The sequence below is a fragment of the Actinoplanes sp. ATCC 53533 genome, from assembly GCF_003947245.1.
Genome location: NZ_QHHV01000115.1, coordinates 26,646 through 46,437, shown reverse-complemented (window position 1 = coordinate 46,437; position 19,792 = coordinate 26,646). Strand labels below are relative to the sequence as shown.

Sequence of the window (19,792 nt, the reverse complement as noted above, 5' to 3'; positions counted from 1 at the left end):
TGCAGGCAGACTGCCTCGGATGGAGGTTCAGCAGCAGATGCTCGGCGGCCGCTACACGCTGCTGGACGAGCTCGGCCGGGGCGGCATGGCCGTCGTCTGGCACGCCCGCGACGAGGTGCTCGGCCGCTCGGTGGCGGTCAAGGTGCTCGCCGGCCGGTATGCCGGGGACGCGCAGTCCCGCGCCCGGATCCGGGACGAGGCCCGCGCCGCCGCCACGCTGTCACACCCCAACATCGCCCAGGTCTACGACTACGGCGAGTCCGACGAGCACGGGCGCCCGGTCCCGTACGTGGTCATGGAGCTCGTCCACGGCATCACGCTGCAGCAGCGGATGCAGTCCGGGCTGATCCCGCCGGCGCAGATCTTCCGGATCTGCGGCCAGGTGGCGGCGGCGCTGGCCGCCGCCCACGCCGACGGTCTGGTGCACCGCGACATCAAGCCGGGCAACGTCATGGTCACCCAGGAGGGCGCGAAGGTCGTCGACTTCGGCCTGGCCGCGGTCGCCGGGCCGGCCGATCCCGAGGCCGCGCTGTTCGGCACGCCCGCCTACCTGGCGCCGGAGCGGCTCACCGGCGGCCCGGTGGAGCCCGCTTCCGACGTGTACGCGCTCGGGGTGCTGATGTACCGGCTGCTGGCGGGCGAGTCGCCGTGGACCGTCGACAGCACGACGCAGATGCTGTCCGCGCACGTCTACGTCGAGCCGGCGCCGCTGCCCCGGCTGAGCGAGGTCCCGCCGCAGGTCGCCGACCTGGTCAACCGGTGTCTGCGCAAGGAGCCGGCGGAGCGGCCGAGCGCGGCGCAGGTGGCCATGACCCTGGCCCGGGCCGCCGTGCTGAAGCCGCCGTCGCCGTTGCCGTCGCCGGCCGAGTCGGTCGCCCCGATCCGGCCGCGGAAGCGCCTGGTCCTCGGCGGGATCGCGGCAGCGGTCGCCGCAGCCGTCCTGCTGTGGCTGTTCCTGCCGGAGGGGGCCGGGAACGGCGCCGACGTGGCGACCTCCGCGCCTCCGTTGATCTCCGGGCGATCGGCGACCGGTGCGGCCCCGGGCGGACCGGCCGCGACACCGACCCAGCCGGCGGCCGTCGCGCCCGACCGGAGCCGTGCTGTCCCGTCCGTGGCGGCCTCCTCCTCCGCCGCCGTTTCGCCGCCGCCCGCCGAGACCGGCGAGCCAACCGTGCCCGCGACGGGGCCGAACCCGACGACCGAGCCGACCCCGGCGGAGCCGATCGCCGACGTGCGGACTTTCACGTCTCGCGGCGGAACGATCGACGCGCGCTGCGTCGCCGGCCGGGCCGAGTTGGTGTCGTGGACGCCGACGGACCCGTACGTCGTGCAGAGGGTCAATCAGGGGCCCGCGGTCGCCGCGGTGATCGTCTTCAAGAAGCCCGCGAGCCGCATCCGGATGACGGTGACCTGTGTCGCGGGCGTGCCGACGGTGGTCACCCTGCCGTTGTGACCGCCTCCGCCTCGAAACCCTGACCCTCGCCGCCTCGCCGCCGTGCCGCATCACCGCCGCGCGGCCTCGCCGCCTCGCCGCCTCGCGGCGTTGCCGCGTTGCCCGGCTGCCGCAGGACGGCGGGCCATGGCTGGTTCCCCACGCGCCGTAGTCGAACGCGCCCAAGGCGCGGCTCGCCGCGCGTCACAGGTGTTTCGGGCGTTGACGAACCAGTGACATATCTGAAACATTGAATGCCCCGCGCCGCAAGAACTTGGCAGACACCACGTAATTTCCGTGGAGCAGGCCGAAATATCGTGGCAGTCGTTCATCCGCCCTTCCCCTCAATGCGCGGTCATCCCTCTGTCGTTCTCACAGAACAAGGACGCCATGAAACGGAAGCAGCTCAGAAGACGGCTGTTCAGCAGCCTCTTCGCGGCCGGCCTGGTCGTCGCCGCCGCGCTCGTCCCCACGCCCGCCCTCGCGGCCGGCGGTCCCAACCTCTCCGTCGGCAAGCCGGCCTCGGCCAGCGGCGCCAACGGGCCCTACACCGCGGCCAACGTCACCGACGGCAACGCACAGACCTATTGGGAGGGCCCGGCCAACGCGTTCCCGCAGTGGGTGCAGGTCGACCTCGGCGGCGGCGTCGCGGTTGATCAAGTGGTCCTGAGGCTGCCGCCCGCGACCGCGTGGGGCGCGCGTACCCAGACACTCAGCGTGCAGGGCAGCACCGACGGCAGCAGCTTCGCCGTCCTGTCCGGCTCGGCCGGACGGATCTTCGATCCGGCCGCGGCCAATACCGTGACGATCAACTTCTCCGCGTCGACCGCCCGGTATCTGCGGGTGACCATCACCGGCAACACCGGCTGGCCCGCGGCGCAACTGTCCGAACTGGAGGTCTACGGCGTGGCGGGCGGCGAGGACCCCGGCGATCCGGGTGACCCGCCGACCGGCACGAACCTGGCGGGCGGCAAGCCGATCGAGGCGTCGTCGTCGGTCTTCGCGTTCGTGCCCGGCAACGCCAACGACAGCAGCCCGACCAGTTACTGGGAGTCCAACGGCTTCCCGGCGTCGCTGACCGTGCGGCTCGGCTCCGACGCCGATGTCACCGCGGTCGTGGTCAAGCTCAACCCCGACCCGATCTGGGGTACGCGTACCCAAAGCATCCAGGTCCTCGGCCGCGCCCAGGCCGCCACCGAATTCGTCTCGCTGAAGGCCCGGGCCGATTACGTCTTCAATCCGGCGACCAACCAGAACTCGGTCACCATCCCGGTCGCCGGCCGCGCCGCGGATCTGCGACTGCAGATCTTCAGCAACACCGGCGCGCCCGGCGGGCAGGTCGCCGACCTGCAGGTGTTCGGCGGCTGGGCGCCCAACCCGGACCTGGTCGTCACCGCGGCGACCTGGACGCCCGCGGCGCCGAACGAGGCGTCCCCGGTCACCCTCGCTTCCACGGTGCGAAACCAGGGCACCGCGGCCGCCGCCGCGACCAAGGTGGACTTCCGGCTGGGCGGCACCGTCGTGGGCAGTGCCCCGGTGGGCGCGCTCGCCGCCGGCGCGTCGGCCACGGTCTCCGCGAACGTCGGGGCGCAGCCGATGGGCAGCTACAGCGTGGCGGCGGTGGCCGACCCGGCCAACACGGTCGCCGAGCAGAACGAAGGCAACAACACCTTCACCTCGGCCACCCAACTGGTGGTCGGGCAGGCGCCCGGCCCGGACCTGGAGGTCGCCGGCATCACCTCGAACCCGGCGAACCCGGCCGTCGGCGCGGCGGTCTCATTCAGCGTCGCGGTCCACAACCGCGGCACCTCCGGCGCCGGCGCGTCCACCACCCGCCTGGTGGTGGGCGGCAGCACGCTGAACGGCACCACCGCGGCGATCGCGGCGGGCGCCACCGCGACCGTCGCGGTCAGCGGCACCTGGACCGCGACCAGCGGCGGTGCCACCCTGACCGGCACGGCGGACGCGACGAACGCGGTCGCGGAGACCAATGAGAACAACAACACGCTCGCCCGGTCGATCGTCGTCGGCCGCGGCGCCGCCGTGCCGTACGTCGAGTACGAGGCCGAGGCCGCCCGCTACCAGGGCACGCTGCTGGAGGCGGACGCGCTGCGGACGTTCGGGCACACCAACTTCGCCACCGAGTCCTCGGGTCGCAGGTCGGTGCGGCTGACCGGCACGGGCCAGTTCGTCGAGTTCACCTCGACCAACCAGGCCAACTCGATCGTGGTGCGCAACTCCATCCCGGACGCGCCGGGCGGTGGCGGTCAGACGGCGAGCCTGAGCCTGTATGTGAACGACACGTTCGCGCAGAAGCTGACGCTGTCGTCGCGGAACAGCTGGCTCTACGGCACGACCGACGACACCGAGTCGCTGTCAAACTCGCCGTCGGCCGACGCCCGCCGGCTCTTCGACGAATCGCAGGCGCTGCTCGCGCAGTCGTACCCGGCCGGCACGAAGTTCAAGCTGCAGCGGGACGCGGGCGACAACGCGGCGTTCTACATCGTCGACCTCATCGACCTGGAGCAGGTGGCCCCGGCGGCGAGCAAGCCGGCCGACTGCACCTCGATCACCACCTACGGCGCGGTGCCGAACGACGGTGTCGACGACTCGGCCGCGCTCCAGCGGGCGGTGACCGACGACCAGAACGGCGTGATCAGCTGCGTCTGGATCCCGGCGGGGCAGTGGCGCCAGGAGCAGAAGATCCTCTCGCCGGACCCGGCCCGCGGCCAGTACAACCAGCGGGGCATCCGCAACGTGGTGATCCGCGGCGCGGGCATGTGGCACTCGCGGCTCTACACCGACACCGAGCCGCAGAACGTCACGGGCAACATCAACCATCCGCACGAGGGCAACGTCGGCTTCGACATCGACGACAACACCCAGATCTCCGACCTCGCGATCTTCGGCATGACCACGAACCGGGCCAACCGGGGCCACGGCCTCAACGGCCGGTTCGGCAAGAACACGAAGATCAGCAACGTCTGGATCGAACACGTCAACGTCGGCGCGTGGGTCGGCCGCGACTACTCGGACACCCCGGCCTACTGGAACCCGGGCGACGGCCTGGAATTCTCCGGCATGCGGATCCGCAACACCTACGCGGACGGGATCAACTTCTCCAACGGTACGCGGAACTCGAAGGTCTTCAACTCGTCGTTCCGCACCACCGGCGACGACTCGCTGGCGGTCTGGGCCAACCCGTACGTGAAGGACCAGGCGGTGGACATCGCCCACGACAACCACTTCCTGAACAACACGATCCAGCTGACCTGGCGCGCCAACGGCGTGGCGATCTACGGCGGCTACAACAACTCGATCGAGAACAACCTCGTCTACGACACGATGAACTACCCGGGCATCATGCTGGCGACCGATCACAGCCCGCTGCCGTTCTCGGGCACCACGCTGATCGCCAACAACGGCCTGTACCGCACGGGCGGCGCCTTCTGGAACGAGGACCAGGAGTTCGGCGCGATCACCCTGTTCCCGTCCACGAAGGACATCACGGGTGTCACGATCCGCGATACGGACATCGCCGACTCGACGTATGACGGCATCCAGTTCAAGAACGGCGGCGGCAACATGCCGAACGTCGCAATCACCGGCGTCACCATCGACAAGTCGAACAACGGCGCGGGCATCCTGGCCATGAGCGGCGCCCGAGGAAACGCGACCCTGTCGAACGTGACCATCACGAATTCGGCCGACGGCGACGTCGTGATCCAGCCGGGCTCGCAGTTCACGATCGCGGGCGGCTAGCCATTGTCAGCAAGGGCCTCGGCCGGAGCGCCGGGGCCCTCCGGCTGCGCGGCGGTTCATACCTGACAGGCATCCACAGCTGGCGCACAGCCGCGCGATAGCCGGTTGATAAGCGCCACTCATACGTTTCGTCCGTCTTACGCTGCGAGTTTTGGGCGGTTCTCTGCGGAAAGGACGAGATGTTCGATCACCATGAAGGGCAGCGGGTCAGCCGGCGAGCGATCTTCGCCGGGATCAGCTCGGTCGGGCTCGGTTCGCTGCTGGCTGCCTGCAGCAGCGACCAGCCGACGGCCGTGACCACGTCGACCGGCGCCTCGGTCACGCCGCAGGCGACCACGTCGGCCGATCTGACGTCACTGTTCGAGGGCACGAACACCTGCACCCTCAGCCCCGCGGTGACCCAGGGGCCGTACTACTTCGACGCTGACAAGATCCGCAGCGACATTCGCGAGGACCGGCAGGGCACGCAGCTCGTCGTCGCGATCAAGGTGATGGACAGCGAGGCCTGCAAGCCGCTGACCAACGCCGTCGTCGAGATCTGGCACTGCGATGCCGCCGGGCTCTATTCCGGTGCCGAGTCGGCGTCCCAGGGTGGTGGCGGCGTACCCGGTGGTGCCCCGCCGTCCGGCGGACCCGGCGGACCCGGCGGCCCACCTCCCTCGGGCGGACCGGGTGGGCCCGGCGGCACGCCACCCTCCGGCGGACCCGGGGGCGCCAACCAGGCCGCGGCGGACCTCGTGCCGACCGACGACAAGCGCTACCTGCGTGGCGCCCAGGTGACGAACGCGGACGGGATCGTGCAGTTCACGACGATCTGGCCGGGCTGGTACCGGGGGCGCACCGTGCACATCCACGCGATGGTGCACGTGAACAACGACCGGGTGCTGACCACTCAGATGATGTTCGACGAGAAGCTCAACGACGAGGTCTTCGCCGCGGCGCCGTACAACACGCACACCGGCCGGGACACGACGAACGCCAACGACACGATCTTCGTGGACAGCATGCTGATGAAGGTCACCAAGGACGCGAACGGCTACGTCAGCGCGATCGTCATGTCCGCCGACGCGGACCAGAACGGCAAGTAACCGCACCGGCCCCGTCCCGCCCGCCGACCCCCGTGCCCTCGGGTCGGCGGGCGGGACGGCCCTTTGTGGACCTACTGCGGCAGGGCCCCGTTTCCGTCGCCTACCGGTGGACCCCGCCGTCTTCCTCGCCGTGCTGGCCGCGACCTGGTGGCGGCCGTCGCACCCGGTCCCGCAGGGCGGCGGCGATCTCGCCAGCGGCCGCGAGTTGTTCGGGGGTGAGGGCGTCGACGAACAGCTCCCGGATAGCCCGCAGGTGCGGGACCGTGGCCCCGCGGAAGGCCTCGGCGCCGGCCGGCTCCAGCACGACCTCCGCGCCCCGGTTGTCGGTGGCGCACTCCTCGCGCCGGATCAGCTGCCGCCGCTCCATCCGGCCGAGGTGGTGGGAGAGCCGGCTGCGTTCCCAACTGATGCGCGCGGCCAGCTCGGACGAACGTATCCGGCCTCCGGTGGCCTCACTCAGCGCCAGGAGCACGGCATAGTCACCCGGCGAGAGCCCGGAGTCGCTGTGCAGGCGCGCCGAGAGCATCCCGCGAAGTGCCTCGGTGGTCTCGATGAACTCACGCCACGTGCGCAACTCGCCGCGGCTGGGAAGCTTCCGGCTGCCGGGCATAACGGCCCACCCTTCTGCGTTTGACACGTCAACTATATATGAGTGACACGTCAATTATTTGAAGGGCAGTGCCATGACCGATCTCGTGCTGGGTCTCGACACCTTCGGCGACGTACCGGTAGATGACACCGGCGTGCCGGTCTCGCACGCCGCGGCGATCCGGCAGGTCGTCGAGGAGGCCGTGCTCGCCGATCAGCTCGGCGTCGACGTCATCGCGCTCGGCGAACACCATCGCCCGGAATACTCGATCTCCACCCCGGAGACCGTGCTGGCCGCGATCGCCGCCCGCACCTCACGCATCAAGCTGGCCTCCGGGGTGACCGTGCTGAGCTCCGACGACCCGGTCCGCGTCTTCCAGCGCTTCGCGACCGTGGACGCGATCTCACACGGCCGCGCCCAGGTGATCCTGGGACGCGGCTCGTTCACCGAGTCCTTCCCCCTGTTCGGCTACGACCTGAGCGACTACGACGTGCTGTTCGAGGAGAAAGCCGAACTGTTCGTGAAACTGCTCGACGAGAAACCCGTCACCTGGACCGGCACCACCCGCGCCGCACTCGACAACGCCGACGTGTTCCCCAAGACCGAATCCGGGCGCCTGGACACCTGGATCGGCGTCGGCGGCTCCCCACAGTCAGTGGTACGCACCGCGAAATACGGGCTGCCACTCATGCTCGCCATCATCAGCGGCTCACCGGAACGCTTCGCACCCTACGTCGATCTCTATCGCCGGGCCGCCGACCAACTCGGCACCCACGCACACCCGGTCGGCATGCACTCGCCGGGCTTTATCGCCGACACCGACGACGAGGCCAAAGAACTGTTCTACCCGGCCCACAAGGTGATCTGGGACCGGATCGGCGCGCTACGCGGCTGGCCCCCACTGCAGCGCTCGCAGTTCGACGCCGACGTCGCCCACGGCTCGCTGTACATCGGCTCACCCGAGACGGTCGCCCGCAAGATCGCCAAGGCCGTCCAAACCCTCGGCGCCGGCCGCTTCGACCTCATCTACACCGTCGGCGCCCAGCCGGTCAGCGCCCGGATGCGCACCGTCGAACTGTTCGGCACCAAGGTGATGCCCATGGTCCACGACATCCTGGCGGGCTGAGCGATGACCACCACGATCGGCATCCTCGGCGCCGGCAAGGTCGGCACCGTGCTGGCCCGGCTCGCCGTGGCGGCCGGCTATCGCGTCCTGGTCGCCGGCTCCGGCGACCCGTCGAAGATCTCTCTCATCGTCGAGATCCTCACGCCGGGCGCGGTCGCGGTGACCGCGGCCGAGGCCGCCGGGCGGGCGGACATCGTCATCCTCGCCCTCCCGCTCGGCAAACACCGCACGATTCCGGTGAACGCGCTACGCGGCAAGCTCGTCGTCGACGCCATGAACTACTGGTGGGAGGTCGACGGCGTCCGCGACGACCTCACCGACCCGCGCACCTCCTCCAGCGAGATCGTCCAGGCGTTCCTGCCCGGGTCCCGGGTCGTCAAGGCGTTCAACCACATGGGCTACCACGATCTTGAGGAGGGGGCGCGGCCCGCCGGATCAGCCGGGCGCAAGGCGATCGCGGTCGCCGGTGACGACCCGGGCGACGTCGCCGCGGTCGCGGCTCTCGTCGACGCCCTCGGCTTCGACCCGGTCATCGCCGCGACGCTCGCCGACGGCGTACGCATGGAGCCCGGCACCGAACTGTTCGGCGCGAACACCGTCGCCACCGAGGTCAACGCCATGCTCGACCGCTTTCCCGCCTCGGAACGCGGCCGCATCGTCGCCGAGGCCCGTGCCCTGTATCGCTAAAGTTAGAGTGCTCGTCATGGCCGACGAGGTCCAGGAACAGATCAGCGTGGCGGTGCCACCGGACGAGGCGTACGCGGCAGTGTCGGACGTGCGGCGCATTGCCGGGTGGAGCCCCGAGTGTTTCGCCGTCTGGGTGTGGCGGCGTCAGGGATCCCAACCGGAGCGGTTCATCGGCTGGAACCGGCGCGGCGGCTACCTATGGTTCACCACCTGCCGGGTGGTGACGGCCGAGCCCGGCAGGGAGTTCGCCTTCGACGTGACGACCTTCGGCCAGCCGGTGTCCCGCTGGGGATATCGGCTGGCGCCGGCGGACGGAGGCACCCTGATCACCGAATACTGGCAGGATCGGCGCAATCAGGCGGCGGCAACGCTGGGACGGGTGTTCACCGGCAGCGTCGCGAGGCAGCGACCGCAGGCCAACCGCGCGGGAATGCGCCAGACGCTGAGCCGCATCAAGGGCGAACTCGAGCGGCGACCGGGGTGACCGGGCCGTTCGCCGGCCACCGCTGAATTAGGCATAGAGATGGATCACTGGCGTCCCGCACAATCGCATCCATGAGTGCCCGAATAGCGACCGTGCGGGAATACGACCTGTTCGCTCCGGAGGCGATGACCGATCAGAACGCCTTCCTGCGGCGCGTGCGCGCCGAGAGCCCGCTCGCCTGGCTGCCACAGCTCGACGCCTACCTGCTCACCCGGCATGCGGACATCATGGCCGCGCTGCGGGACAAGCGGATGGACACCGCGAACATGGCCCGGGTCCTGCAGCGGCTCACGCCCGAGGAGCAGGACGAACTGCGCCCGGTCAGCCGGTCCATCGAGATGTGGATGGGACACACCGTTCCGGCCGACCACGTCCGCATGCAGCGGCTGCTCAAGCGCTACTTCAGCCCGGCGACGGTCGACCGACTCCGGCCACGGGTGCGCGCGTTCACCCACGAGCTGCTCGACGCCGTCGCCCCGAAGGGCCAGATGGACGTGGTACGCGACCTGGCCTACCCACTGCCCGCGAACGTGATCGCCGAACTGCTCGGGATGCCGACCAGCGACCGCGAGCAGTTGCAGGCATGGTCGCGCGACATCCTGCCGATCTTCGGCAACGGCGACATCCAGCAGATCCGCCGGGCCCAGGCCAGCATGCTCGACATGCACGACTACCTGCGGACCATCGCGGCCGAGCGCCGCCGCGCCCCCCGCGAGGACGTGCTGAGCATGTTCATGGCGGCCGAGGCCGAGGGCGCCCTGACCGAAGACGAAGCCGTCGCCAACTGTGTGCTGCTGCTCTTCGCCGGCCACGAGACCACCGCGAACCTGATAGCCAACGGCCTCGTGCTGCTCTTCGCGCACCCCGACCAGCTGGCACTGCTGCGCGCCAACCCGAACCTGATGCCGCTCGCCGTGGACGAGATGCTGCGCTGCGACGGCCCAGCCGGCGTGATCGGCCGCGTCACGACCGAGCCCGTCGAGCTGGCCGGGCACACCGTACCGGGCGGCAAACACATCTATCTGGCGCTGATGGCCGGAAACCGCGACCCGGAAGCCTTCCCCGACCCGGACACCTTCGACATCACCCGCAAGCCCAACCGGCATCTCAGCTTCGGCATGGGCGCCTACTACTGCCTGGGCGCGGCGCTCGCCCGGATGGAGACCGACGAGTGCCTGCGGATCCTGCTGAACCGCTGCCCCGACCTGCGGCCCGCCTACCAGACCCCCGACTGGCTGCCGTCCCCGCCGTTCGGCCATCGACTGGGGTCGCTGCAGGTCACCTTCTGACCCAGGTATCGATGTCCGGCGCCCGCCCGATCCTCCGGTCGGGGTATCCGTGCAAATGGCCAAGACAGGCTGCACCCTGTATTGCATCCGCGTCGGATACCTGCGCTGAGGCGCCATCGCGAGCCCCGCGGATGGGCGGTATGAGAGTTCATCCGATATCAATCGTTTTGTAGACCGGTTGCGGCTGTGGGCCGTAGCCGAACCGGCATGGGGAAATATGGGTTGTCGTGGGTTACAGTTGTTTCGGATATCATCGGCGCAGGGAGGCTGAGATGGCGCGTTCGAGCGTTCTAGGTGCGGCGACCCGTGTCGAACCGACCTCGGATGATCGTGATCGTGCGGCTGCCGTTAGCCGCGCAACGGCCGGGGTTTCCGAGGCGACCCTCCGGCTGCCCAGCGGGGAGGAGATCACGTTGCCCAAATCGCTGGTAGCCGTGCTGATCGCTTCCGCCGGCCAGCTGTCGCAGGGCCATGGCGTCACCGTGCTTGCTACCGAGGTCCTTCTGACCCCGGCCGAAGTCGGGGAACTGCTCGGGTTGTCCCGGCCGTTTGTGGCTCGGCTGCTGGACGTCGGCGAGATCCCTTCGGAACGACTACCCGACAGCAGGCACCGGGTGGTGCGCCTGGCGGACGTGCTGGAGTTCCAGGTTCGCCGGGAACGCCGCCGGGCGGGACGCCGCCGTATCGCTGACGCGGTTCAGGCCGCGGACCTTCCCTACTGATCCGTCGGTGCTCACGATGACCAGAGTCTTCGTCGACACCAATGTGCTGTTCCCATTCTCGGTAATGGATCTCATGCTGGCGTTGACCGAGGACAGCGTGCACGAGGTGCTGTGGACAAATGCTCTGCTGGCCGAATGGGAACGGGTCATCGTGCGCGAACAACGGCGATCAGCCGCCTCCGCCGCCGCGATCACCGCCGCGATCCGCGAGTACTTCACCGACAGCGAGGTACTCGAAGCTGAGTATGCACACCTGATCGAGCGGATGCCCGGCACAGACCCTGATGACCGGGTGCACATGGCCGCTGCCATTGCCGGTGGCGCCGACGCGATCGTTACCTGGAACCACGCCGACTTTCCCGCCGAGGCGCTAGCCTCCCACCGAGTGCGGGTCTGCACACCGGACGACTACCTGTGCGAGCTGCTCGAATCCTGGCCTGACGAGGTGCTCGACACTGTAGTCCGGGTGGCTGGCGAGAAGCGCCGCCCGCCGATGACTCCGGAGGGCCTGACCATTCTGCTCGCTAAGGCCGGCGTGCCAACGTTCGCCGACCAACTCCAGGTGAAGCTGGCCGACCGGAATCGAGACTGAGGTCCCTTCCGTCGTATCGGAGAGGCGCGGCATCCTGTGCTGCTGGAGCTGCCGTCTGGGTCGGCGTAGTTGCCGTGTGCCCGGGAATGCCGCTGATTCCCTTGGCGCATTTGGCGTGGACGGCTGCCGAGGGCCGGTCCGGCCCTGTGCAACCGGACATACAAGAAAGGCCACCGACCGGCTCTCGCCTGGTCAATGGCCTTGTTTGCGCTGCTAAGCCTAGGGTGCCCCCGGCAGGATTCGAACCTGCGCTTTCGCCTCCGGAGGGCGACGCTCTATCCCCTGAGCTACGGGGGCTCAGCGAGATTGAGCCTAGCAGGCGCCGCGGAGCCATCGCCAATCGGTTCCGCGGCGCGCCGCCAGTCAGCTCGTCTGTAGTTGCTTGAGCATCGAGTCGATCAGGTTGATCTCGCCCTGCTGGCCCCGGACCTGGGATTCCGCCAGCCAGGTCACGTCGTCGTTGTCCGACTCCTGGAGGACCTCCTGGGCCATGTGGATGCCGCCCAGGTGGTGTTGGCGCATGAGGGTCAGGAACTGCACGTCCAGCGTTTTGCCGGTGGCCTTGCGCAGGTCGGCCATCTGGGCCGGGGTTGCCATGCCCGGCATCAGGCCGTTCTGCACCGAGCCCGATGAGTCCTTCATCCAGGCCATCGGGGCCGCCGAGCCGGTCGGGCTCAGGTGCCATTCGCTCAGCCAGGCCTGCATGTAGCCGATCTGGCCGTGCTGGGTCAGCGCGATGTCGGCGCTGAGGGTGACGACGCCGGGGGTCGTCGAGTTTGCGTGGGCGATCATCGACATCTCCACCGCCTGGGCGTGGTGGGTGCTCATGTCGCGCAGGAAGCCCGCCTCGACCGAGTCGTCGCCGGGGGTGGCCAGGCGCGGGCCGAGCAGGCCGATCGCCAGCCCTACGAGCAGGCCGAACACCAGCACCGCGGTGAGCCACACCGCCCCGAAGCGGCGGCGGCCGGCCGGGGTGGTGTCGTCGCTCGGTGCGCCGGCGTCGGCCGGCGCGCTTGATTCGGTCGAGACGGACATCAGTTGCCCGCGGGTGCCGCGGCCGCGACCGGGCCCGTCGTCGTGTTGCCGCTCGAGCAGGCGGCGTTCGGCTCCAGCGTGGCCTTCAGGCGGAGGGCCTGGATGAACTCGTCGATCCGCTTGTCGTCGGCGTTGTCGACCTTGAGCTGGTAGCCCCAGGCCTGCAGCGAGATGTTCTTGTCCAGGTTTGCGATCGGGCTCATGAACATGTAGTCCCGGCCCTGGACCTTCTCCTGCAGCTTGCTGACCTGGTCGGCGGCGAGGCCCTGCTTGTAGGTCACCCAGACCGCGCCGTGCTCGAGGCTGTGCACGGCGTGCTCGTTGGCGATCGGCTGGGGGTAGACGTCACCCATGCAGTTCTGCCAGACCGGGTTGTGCGCGCCGCCCACCGGAGGATTCGTCGCGTAGGTCTGCGGGCCTTCCTTGTGCTCCTGCGAGTTGATCGCCGGGTTGTTCTGGGCGCGGTAGTTGACGATGCCCTCGATCCCGGCGGCCTTGTCTTCCCAGGACTCGCTGCCCTTGATCGACGCGAACACGCCGTACCCGATGATGCCCACCGCGATCAGCACGACCACGCCGGCCACCGCGATCGGGCCCCAGTTGCGGCTGCCGCTGACCTTGACCGGCGTGACCGGCTTGCGGCCCTTGCCGCCCTTGCCCTGCGGCCGGGAACCGGGGCGCGCGCCGGGCTTGGCGCCCGTAGACTTCGAGGCGGGGGGCTTGCCCTGGCCCGACGTCTTGTCGACCTTCACGGTGGACGGGACCCTGTCGGGTCCCGGGGTGCTCATGCTCATCGTTCCTCGTCAATCCGATGGAAAGGTCGGGCCGGGCCCGCGAGCAGGCCCCGGTACGCCGCCGGGCGCCAAAGTCTACCCGGATAGCATGGCTCGGTGACTCCCGCTGACCTCGCTGCCACCGTTCTCACAGCTGCCCGTGCCATATTCGTCACCCGCGGCCTGGATGTCTCCCTGCTCCCGGAGACCACGACGGTGGAGCGACCCCGTAATCCCGAGCACGGCGACTACGCGTCGACCATGGCCATGCAGCTCGCCAAGAAGGCCGGTGTCGCGCCGCGTGAGCTGGCCGGGGCGCTCGCCGACGAGCTCAGCAGCCGGCCCGGCATCAAGTCGGTGGAGATCGCGGGGCCGGGCTTCCTGAACATCCGCCTGGACGCGGCCGCCGCTGGCGTGCTGGCGCGCGACGTGGTGCTGGCGGGGCAGGCGTACGGCCGCACCGACCGGCTGGCCGGCCAGCGGATCAACCTGGAGTTCGTCTCCGCCAACCCCACCGGTCCCGTGCACATCGGCGGGGTGCGCTGGGCGGCTGTCGGTGACGCCCTGTCCCGGCTGCTGCGTGCCGCCGGCGCTGACGTCGGCACCGAGTATTACTTCAACGACGCCGGTTCGCAGATCGACCGGTTCGCCCGGTCGCTGTATGCCGCCGCGAAGGGCGAGCCGGCCCCCGAGGACGGGTACGGCGGCGCGTACATCGCGGAGATCGCCACGGCCGTGCTGGCGGCGGCCCCGGACGCGCTGAAGCTGGGCGAGGACGAGGCGCTGGAGGTGTTCCGGGTCGAGGGCGTCAAGCTGATGTTCGCCGAGATCCGGGCGTCGCTGGACGAGTTCGGTGTGCACTTCGACACGTACTTCAACGAGAAGGACCTGCACGACCGGGGTGAGCTGCAGGAGGCCCTGGACAGGCTGCGTGAGCAGGGGCACGTCTTCGACGCCGACGGCGCGACCTGGCTGCGGACCACCGACTTCGGCGACGACAAGGACCGGGTGCTGCGCAAGTCGGACGGCGAATGGACCTACTTCGCCGCGGACTGCGCCTATTACCTGGACAAGCGCAAGCGCGACTTCGACCGGGTCGTGATCATGCTGGGCGCCGACCACCACGGCTACATCGGCCGGATGAAGGCGATGGTGGCCTGCTTCGGCGACGACCCGGAGAGCAACCTCGAGATCCTCATCGGCCAGCTGGTCAGCCTGGTCCGCGACGGCGAGCCGCTGCGGATGAGCAAGCGCGCCGGCACGGTCGTCACGCTGGAGGACTTCGTCGAGGCGCTGGGCGTCGACGCCGCCCGGTACGCCCTGGCCCGCTACTCCTCGGACTCGCCGATCGACATCGACATCGAGTTGTGGACCACCGCCAGCCGCGAGAACCCCGTCTACAAGGTGCAGTACGTCGCCGCCCGGACGGCGGGTGCCAACCGGCAGGCCGCGGCGGCCGGCCTGACCCGGGGCGAGGCGGCCGACTTCCGCCCCGAGCTGCTGACCAACGAGAAGGAGAACGACCTGCTCAAGGCGCTCGGCGAATATCCGGCCGTGGTGGGCGGCGCGGCCGAGCTGCGCGAGCCGCACCGGGTCGCCCGCTACCTGGAGGAGCTGGCGGGCGCCTACCACCGGTTCTACGACGAGCCGGGCTGCCGGATCGTGCCGAAGGGCGACGAGCCGATCACCGACGCCAACCGGGCCCGCCTGTGGCTGAATGACGCCACCCGAACGGTGATCGCCAACGGTTTGGCACTGCTGGGCGTCTCCGCGCCGGAGAAGATGTAGTCATGCGGGCACATGAGGCCGGGGCGCTGCACGGCGACATCGGCAATCGGGGACCGGCCTGGCTGCGTACCCCGCAAGACGTGAACGAGCTCATGCCGCAGCTCTGGCCGCGGACCGTGACCCGCGCCGAGGCCGGGGCCTTGGAGATCGGCGGCGTGAGCGTCCTCGATCTGGCAGCGGAGTACGGCACGCCGGCGTACCTGCTGGACGAGGACGACCTGCGGTCGCGCTGCCGCGATTTCGCGGCGGCCTTCGCCGGCGCGGACGTCTACTACGCGGGCAAGTCGTTCCTCTGCAAGGCCGTCGTCAAGGTCATCGACGAGGAGGGGCTCTTCCTCGACGTCTGCTCCGGCGGCGAGCTGGCCGTCGCGCTGGCGGCCGGCTTCCCGGCCGAGCGGATGGGCTTCCACGGCAACAACAAGTCGCTGTCGGAGCTGACCCGGGCGCTGGAGGCGGGCGTGGGCCGGATCATCCTGGACTCGTTCCAGGAGATCGACCGGCTCACCGCGCTGGCCCGGGAGGCCGGCAAGCGGCCCAAGGTGCTGATCCGGGTGACGGTGGGTGTCGAGGCGCATACCCACGAGTTCATCGCGACGGCGCACGAGGATCAGAAGTTCGGCTTCTCGCTGGCCGGTGGCGCCGCGTTCGCCGCGGCGATCCGGGTGCTCGACGAGGACGTGCTCGACCTGCACGGGCTGCATTCGCACATCGGCTCGCAGATCTTCGACACGTCCGGCTTCGAGGTGGCCACCCGGCGGGTGCTGGCGCTGCAGGCGCAGATCCGCGACGCGCGCGGCGTCGAGCTCGCCGAGCTCGATCTCGGCGGCGGCTTCGGCATCGCGTACACGACGCAGGACGACCCGTCGCCGGCCGGCGACCTGGCCAAGCGGATCAACAAGATCGTCGATGCCGAGTGCGCGGCGGAAAACCTCAGCCGGCCCAAGCTCTCGATCGAGCCGGGCCGGGCCATCGTGGGACCGTCCGTGTTCACCCTGTACGAGGTCGGCACGGTCAAGGACGTCGACGGCATCCGGACGTACGTGAGCGTGGACGGCGGGATGAGCGACAACATCCGGACGGCGCTCTACGACGCCTCCTACTCGGCCACCCTGGCCGGGCGGAAGTCCGACGCGCCCCCGTTGCTCGCCCGCGTCGTGGGAAAGCATTGTGAATCCGGGGACATTGTCGTGAAGGATGAATTCCTGCCCGCTGACGTGCAGCCCGGAGATCTTCTTGCCGTGCCCGGTACGGGCGCGTACTGCCGGAGCATGGCCAGCAATTACAACCACGTGCCCCGACCGCCGGTGGTCGCCGTGCGCGACGGCGCGTCTCGCGTGATCGTCCGCCGGGAGACCGAAGATGATCTGCTCGCATTGGATGTGGGATGAGTTCTGACAAGGTTCGGCTGGCACTGCTCGGTTGCGGCACTGTCGGCAGCGAGGTCGTACGCCTGCTGCACGAGCAGTCCGCCGACCTGACCGCCCGCATCGGTGCCCCGCTGGAGCTCGTCGGGATCGCGGTCCGCCGCCCCGGCCGGCAGCGCGGCGGAGACATCGACCCGGCGCTGTTCACCACCGACGCGCTCGGACTGGTCAAACGCGACGACGTCGACGTGGTGATCGAGGTGGTCGGCGGCATCGAGCCCGCCCGCACCTGGCTCACCGAGACCCTGCGGGCCGGCAAGAGCGTCGTGACGGCCAACAAGGCCCTGCTCGCCGAGGACGGGGCGGCCCTGCACGACGCCGCCGCCGAGGGTGGCGCCGACCTCTACTACGAGGCCGCCGTCGCCGGGGCGATCCCGCTGCTGCGCCCGCTGCGGGAGTCGCTGCACGGCGACAGGGTGACCCGGGTCACCGGCATCGTGAACGGCACGACCAACTTCATCCTGTCGTCGATGGACGCCACCGGCGCCGGCTTCGGCGAGGCGCTGGACGAGGCCACCGAGCTGGGATATGCCGAGGCCGACCCGACCGCCGACGTGGAGGGTTTCGACGCCGCCGCCAAGGCCGCCATCCTCGCCTCGCTCGCCTTCCACACCCGGGTCACCGCCGCGGACGTGTTCCGCGAGGGCATGACCGCCGTGACGGCCGCCGACATGGCCAGCGCCAAGGAGATGGGCTGCACGATCAAGCTGCTCTGCATCGCCCAGCGCGGCCCGGACTCGGCCGGCACCGATTCGGTCAGCGTCCGCGTGCACCCGGCGATGATCCCGCGCAGCCACCCGCTGGCCGGCGTCGGCGACGCCTTCAACGCGGTCTTCGTCGAGGCCGAGGCCGCGGGGCAGCTGATGTTCTACGGCCGGGGAGCCGGGGGCACGCCCACCGCCAGCGCCGTGCTCGGCGACATCGTGGCGGCGGCCCGCAACCGCCTGTCGGGCACCCGCGCGCCGAGCGAGAGCTCGTACGCCCACCTGCCGATCCGGCCGATCGGTGAGGCGGTCACCCGCTATCACATCAGCCTCGACGTGGCCGACCGGCAGGGCGTGCTCGCCACCGTGGCGGGCGTCTTCGCCAAGCACGAGGTGTCCATCGCGACCGTCCGGCAATCCGGCCGGGAGGAGGACGCCACGCTGGTGATCGTGACCCATGGCGCGCCGGACGCGAACCTGGCCGCCACCGTCGAGGACCTCCGCACGCTCGACATCGTCCGCTCGATCGCCAGCGTGCTGCGCGTCGAGGGCGGGGTGTGATCCCGCTTCGTGGACGGGCGGTCCCGGTTTTCGCTGGGTACGGCATGCTTGCACAGTTGACGACGAAGGGGCAGGGCCATGTGGCGGGGTTTGATCGAGGCGTACCGGGATCGGTTGCCGGTTTCTGACACCACCCCCGTGGTCACGTTGCACGAGGGCAACACGCCGCTCGTGCCCGCTCCCGTGCTCTCCCGGCGGACGGGCGCCGACGTCTACCTGAAGGTCGAGGGTGCCAACCCGACCGGCTCCTTCAAGGACCGCGGCATGACCATGGCCGTGTCCAAGGCGGTCGAGGAGGGTTCGAAGGCGATCATCTGCGCCTCGACCGGCAACACCAGTGCCTCCGCGGCCGCGTACGCCGCCCGGGCCGGGCTGACCTGCGCGGTGCTCGTGCCGCAGGGCAAGATCGCGCTCGGCAAGCTGGCCCAGGCGCTCGTGCACGGCGCCAAGCTGCTGCAGGTCAACGGCAACTTCGACGACTGCCTCGCGCTCGCCTCGAAGCTGTCCCAGGACTTCCCGGTCTCGCTGGTCAACTCGGTGAACATCTTCCGCCTGCACGGGCAGAAGACGGCCGCCTTCGAGATCGTCGAGGCGCTCGGCACCGCCCCCGACGTCCACTGCCTGCCGGTCGGCAACGCGGGCAACATCTCGGCGTACTGGATGGGCTACCAGGAAGACCACGCGGCCGGCAACAGCAAGGTCGTGCCCAAGATGTACGGCTTCCAGGCCTCCGGCGCGGCCCCGATCGTCAACGGCCGGGTGGTGCCGGAGCCGTCGACGATCGCCACCGCGATCCGGATCGGCAACCCGGCGAGCTGGACCAAGGCGCTGGACGCCCGGGACGCCTCCGGCGGGCTGATCTCGGCCGTGACCGACCGGGAGATCCTGTCGGCCTACCGGCTGCTGGCCCGCGAGGTCGGCGTCTTCGTCGAGCTGGGCAGCGCGGCGAGCGTGGCGGGGCTGTTGCAGCAGGCCGAGGCGGGCATGATCCCGGCCGGCGGCACGGTCGTCTGCACGGTGACCGGCCACGGCCTCAAGGACCCGGAGTGGGCGATCAGCACCGCGCCCTCCCCGACCACGATCAAGAACGACGTCATCGCCGCCGCCCAGGCCCTCGACCTCGCCTGACGCCTGACGCCTGACGCCTGACGCCTGGGTGACGCCCGAGGCCTGACGCGATCAGGTCTGGGCCGCGTCCGGGACCGGCGTGCAGGCGCCGACCTCGGCGTCCTCGCTCGCCACGCGGACCATCGCGGTCATGGCCTCCGCGACCGTGCGCAGTTCGGCGTCCGTCAGGCGCCGCAGCAGGCGGGCCTGCTTCTCCGTGCCCGCGGTGATGATGTTGCCGATCATCTCCTTGCCGGTGCCGCTCAGCGTGATCCGGCGGACCCGGCGATCGTGCGGATCCTCGGCCCGGGTGACCAGGTCGTGCGCCACCAGGCGGTCGACCATGCCGCTCATCGTCGCCAGGCTCACGCCCATCAGGCCCGCCAGTTCGCGCCCGGACGTGTCGCCCAGCCGGTACAGCAGCAGCAGGATCTTGAGCTGCGGCATAGTGAGCTGGGACGCGAAGAGCGGATCCGACCGGTCGTAGGCGAACAGGTGCTGGAGCCGCTGCTGCGCGCCCATAATGTCGGCGATGAGTCGTTCGTTCTCGGCCACCGCACCTCCTGAGTTGCGCGCCGATGGCCGGAGCGCGTCCTGATTGCGACGAAACGGTATCAGTGGACCCCGGC

At 69.9% G+C, this 19,792-nt stretch carries 17 protein-coding genes and 1 tRNA gene; 13 read left to right on the top strand and 5 right to left on the bottom strand.

The window, feature by feature from the left end; genetic code table 11:
- The first annotated feature begins 19 nt into the window (after positions 1–19).
- The 3 genes from DMB66_RS33575 to DMB66_RS33565 all read left to right on the top strand — a co-directional run bounded on the left by DMB66_RS33575 (position 20) and on the right by DMB66_RS33565 (position 6,282).
- Positions 20–1,453, top strand: coding sequence for a serine/threonine-protein kinase (locus DMB66_RS33575; RefSeq protein WP_125808141.1), 1,434 nt, complete (start codon positions 20–22; stop codon positions 1,451–1,453).
- Positions 1,454–1,822: 369 nt separating this feature from the next.
- Entirely contained in the window at positions 1,823–5,194 is a 3,372-nt protein-coding gene (locus DMB66_RS33570; RefSeq protein ID WP_125808140.1) for a CARDB domain-containing protein, read from the top strand.
- Positions 5,195–5,373: 179 nt separating this feature from the next.
- Positions 5,374–6,282, top strand: a complete 909-nt coding sequence (locus DMB66_RS33565) for an intradiol ring-cleavage dioxygenase (protein ID WP_125808139.1) — start codon at positions 5,374–5,376, stop codon at positions 6,280–6,282.
- 100 nt (positions 6,283–6,382) lie between these two features.
- On the opposite strand, the gene DMB66_RS33560 is transcribed toward DMB66_RS33565, so the two are convergent.
- Positions 6,383–6,892 (bottom strand): MarR family winged helix-turn-helix transcriptional regulator, encoded by a 510-nt coding sequence (locus tag DMB66_RS33560; RefSeq protein WP_125808138.1) that lies wholly within the window; start codon positions 6,890–6,892, stop codon positions 6,383–6,385.
- 73 nt (positions 6,893–6,965) lie between these two features.
- Between DMB66_RS33560 and DMB66_RS33555 the strand changes: the two genes are divergently transcribed.
- From DMB66_RS33555 to DMB66_RS33530, 6 genes are all read left to right on the top strand, one after another.
- Entirely contained in the window at positions 6,966–7,997 is a 1,032-nt protein-coding gene (locus DMB66_RS33555) for an LLM class flavin-dependent oxidoreductase (protein WP_125808137.1), read from the top strand.
- Positions 7,998–8,000: 3 nt separating this feature from the next.
- On the top strand, positions 8,001–8,684 hold the full coding sequence (locus DMB66_RS33550; protein WP_125808136.1) for an NADPH-dependent F420 reductase: 684 nt from the start codon (positions 8,001–8,003) through the stop codon (positions 8,682–8,684).
- Between the two features lie 16 nt (positions 8,685–8,700).
- Positions 8,701–9,168 (top strand): SRPBCC family protein, encoded by a 468-nt coding sequence (locus tag DMB66_RS33545; RefSeq protein ID WP_125808135.1) that lies wholly within the window; start codon positions 8,701–8,703, stop codon positions 9,166–9,168.
- 71 nt (positions 9,169–9,239) lie between these two features.
- Positions 9,240–10,457: a cytochrome P450 gene (locus DMB66_RS33540; protein WP_125808134.1), complete on the top strand. Its 1,218-nt coding sequence runs from the start codon at positions 9,240–9,242 to the stop codon at positions 10,455–10,457.
- Positions 10,458–10,729: 272 nt separating this feature from the next.
- Positions 10,730–11,179, top strand: coding sequence for a helix-turn-helix domain-containing protein (locus DMB66_RS33535; protein WP_125808133.1), 450 nt, complete (start codon positions 10,730–10,732; stop codon positions 11,177–11,179).
- Positions 11,180–11,195: 16 nt separating this feature from the next.
- A complete protein-coding gene (locus DMB66_RS33530) occupies positions 11,196–11,771 on the top strand; it encodes a PIN domain-containing protein (protein WP_125808132.1) in 576 nt (191 codons plus the stop codon).
- A gap of 225 nt (positions 11,772–11,996) precedes the next feature.
- Here DMB66_RS33530 and DMB66_RS33525 read toward each other — a convergent pair.
- From DMB66_RS33525 to DMB66_RS33515, 3 genes are all read right to left on the bottom strand, one after another.
- Positions 11,997–12,068, bottom strand: a tRNA-Arg gene (locus tag DMB66_RS33525).
- Positions 12,069–12,134: 66 nt separating this feature from the next.
- Positions 12,135–12,806 carry a DUF305 domain-containing protein gene (locus DMB66_RS33520; RefSeq protein ID WP_125808131.1) on the bottom strand — a complete coding sequence of 224 codons (672 nt, stop codon included), beginning with the start codon at positions 12,804–12,806 and terminating at the stop codon, positions 12,135–12,137.
- Entirely contained in the window at positions 12,806–13,600 is a 795-nt protein-coding gene (locus DMB66_RS33515) for a DUF3105 domain-containing protein (RefSeq protein ID WP_125808130.1), read from the bottom strand. The genes DMB66_RS33520 and DMB66_RS33515 overlap by 1 nt, the downstream gene beginning before the upstream one ends.
- A gap of 96 nt (positions 13,601–13,696) precedes the next feature.
- On the opposite strand from DMB66_RS33515, the gene argS reads away from it, so the two are divergent.
- From argS to thrC, 4 genes are all read left to right on the top strand, one after another.
- Positions 13,697–15,367, top strand: a complete 1,671-nt coding sequence (gene argS / locus DMB66_RS33510) for an arginine--tRNA ligase (protein ID WP_125808129.1) — start codon at positions 13,697–13,699, stop codon at positions 15,365–15,367.
- Between the two features lie 2 nt (positions 15,368–15,369).
- Positions 15,370–16,755 (top strand): diaminopimelate decarboxylase, encoded by a 1,386-nt coding sequence (gene lysA, locus DMB66_RS33505; RefSeq protein ID WP_125808128.1) that lies wholly within the window; start codon positions 15,370–15,372, stop codon positions 16,753–16,755.
- On the top strand, positions 16,752–18,056 hold the full coding sequence (locus DMB66_RS33500; protein WP_125808127.1) for a homoserine dehydrogenase: 1,305 nt from the start codon (positions 16,752–16,754) through the stop codon (positions 18,054–18,056). The genes lysA and DMB66_RS33500 overlap by 4 nt, the downstream gene beginning before the upstream one ends.
- A 78-nt stretch (positions 18,057–18,134) precedes the next feature.
- Entirely contained in the window at positions 18,135–19,184 is a 1,050-nt protein-coding gene (gene thrC, locus DMB66_RS33495) for a threonine synthase (RefSeq protein ID WP_125808126.1), read from the top strand.
- Positions 19,185–19,235: 51 nt separating this feature from the next.
- On the opposite strand, the gene DMB66_RS33490 is transcribed toward thrC, so the two are convergent.
- Positions 19,236–19,718, bottom strand: a complete 483-nt coding sequence (locus DMB66_RS33490) for a MarR family winged helix-turn-helix transcriptional regulator (protein WP_233625030.1) — start codon at positions 19,716–19,718, stop codon at positions 19,236–19,238.
- Positions 19,719–19,792: the final 74 nt, after the last annotated feature.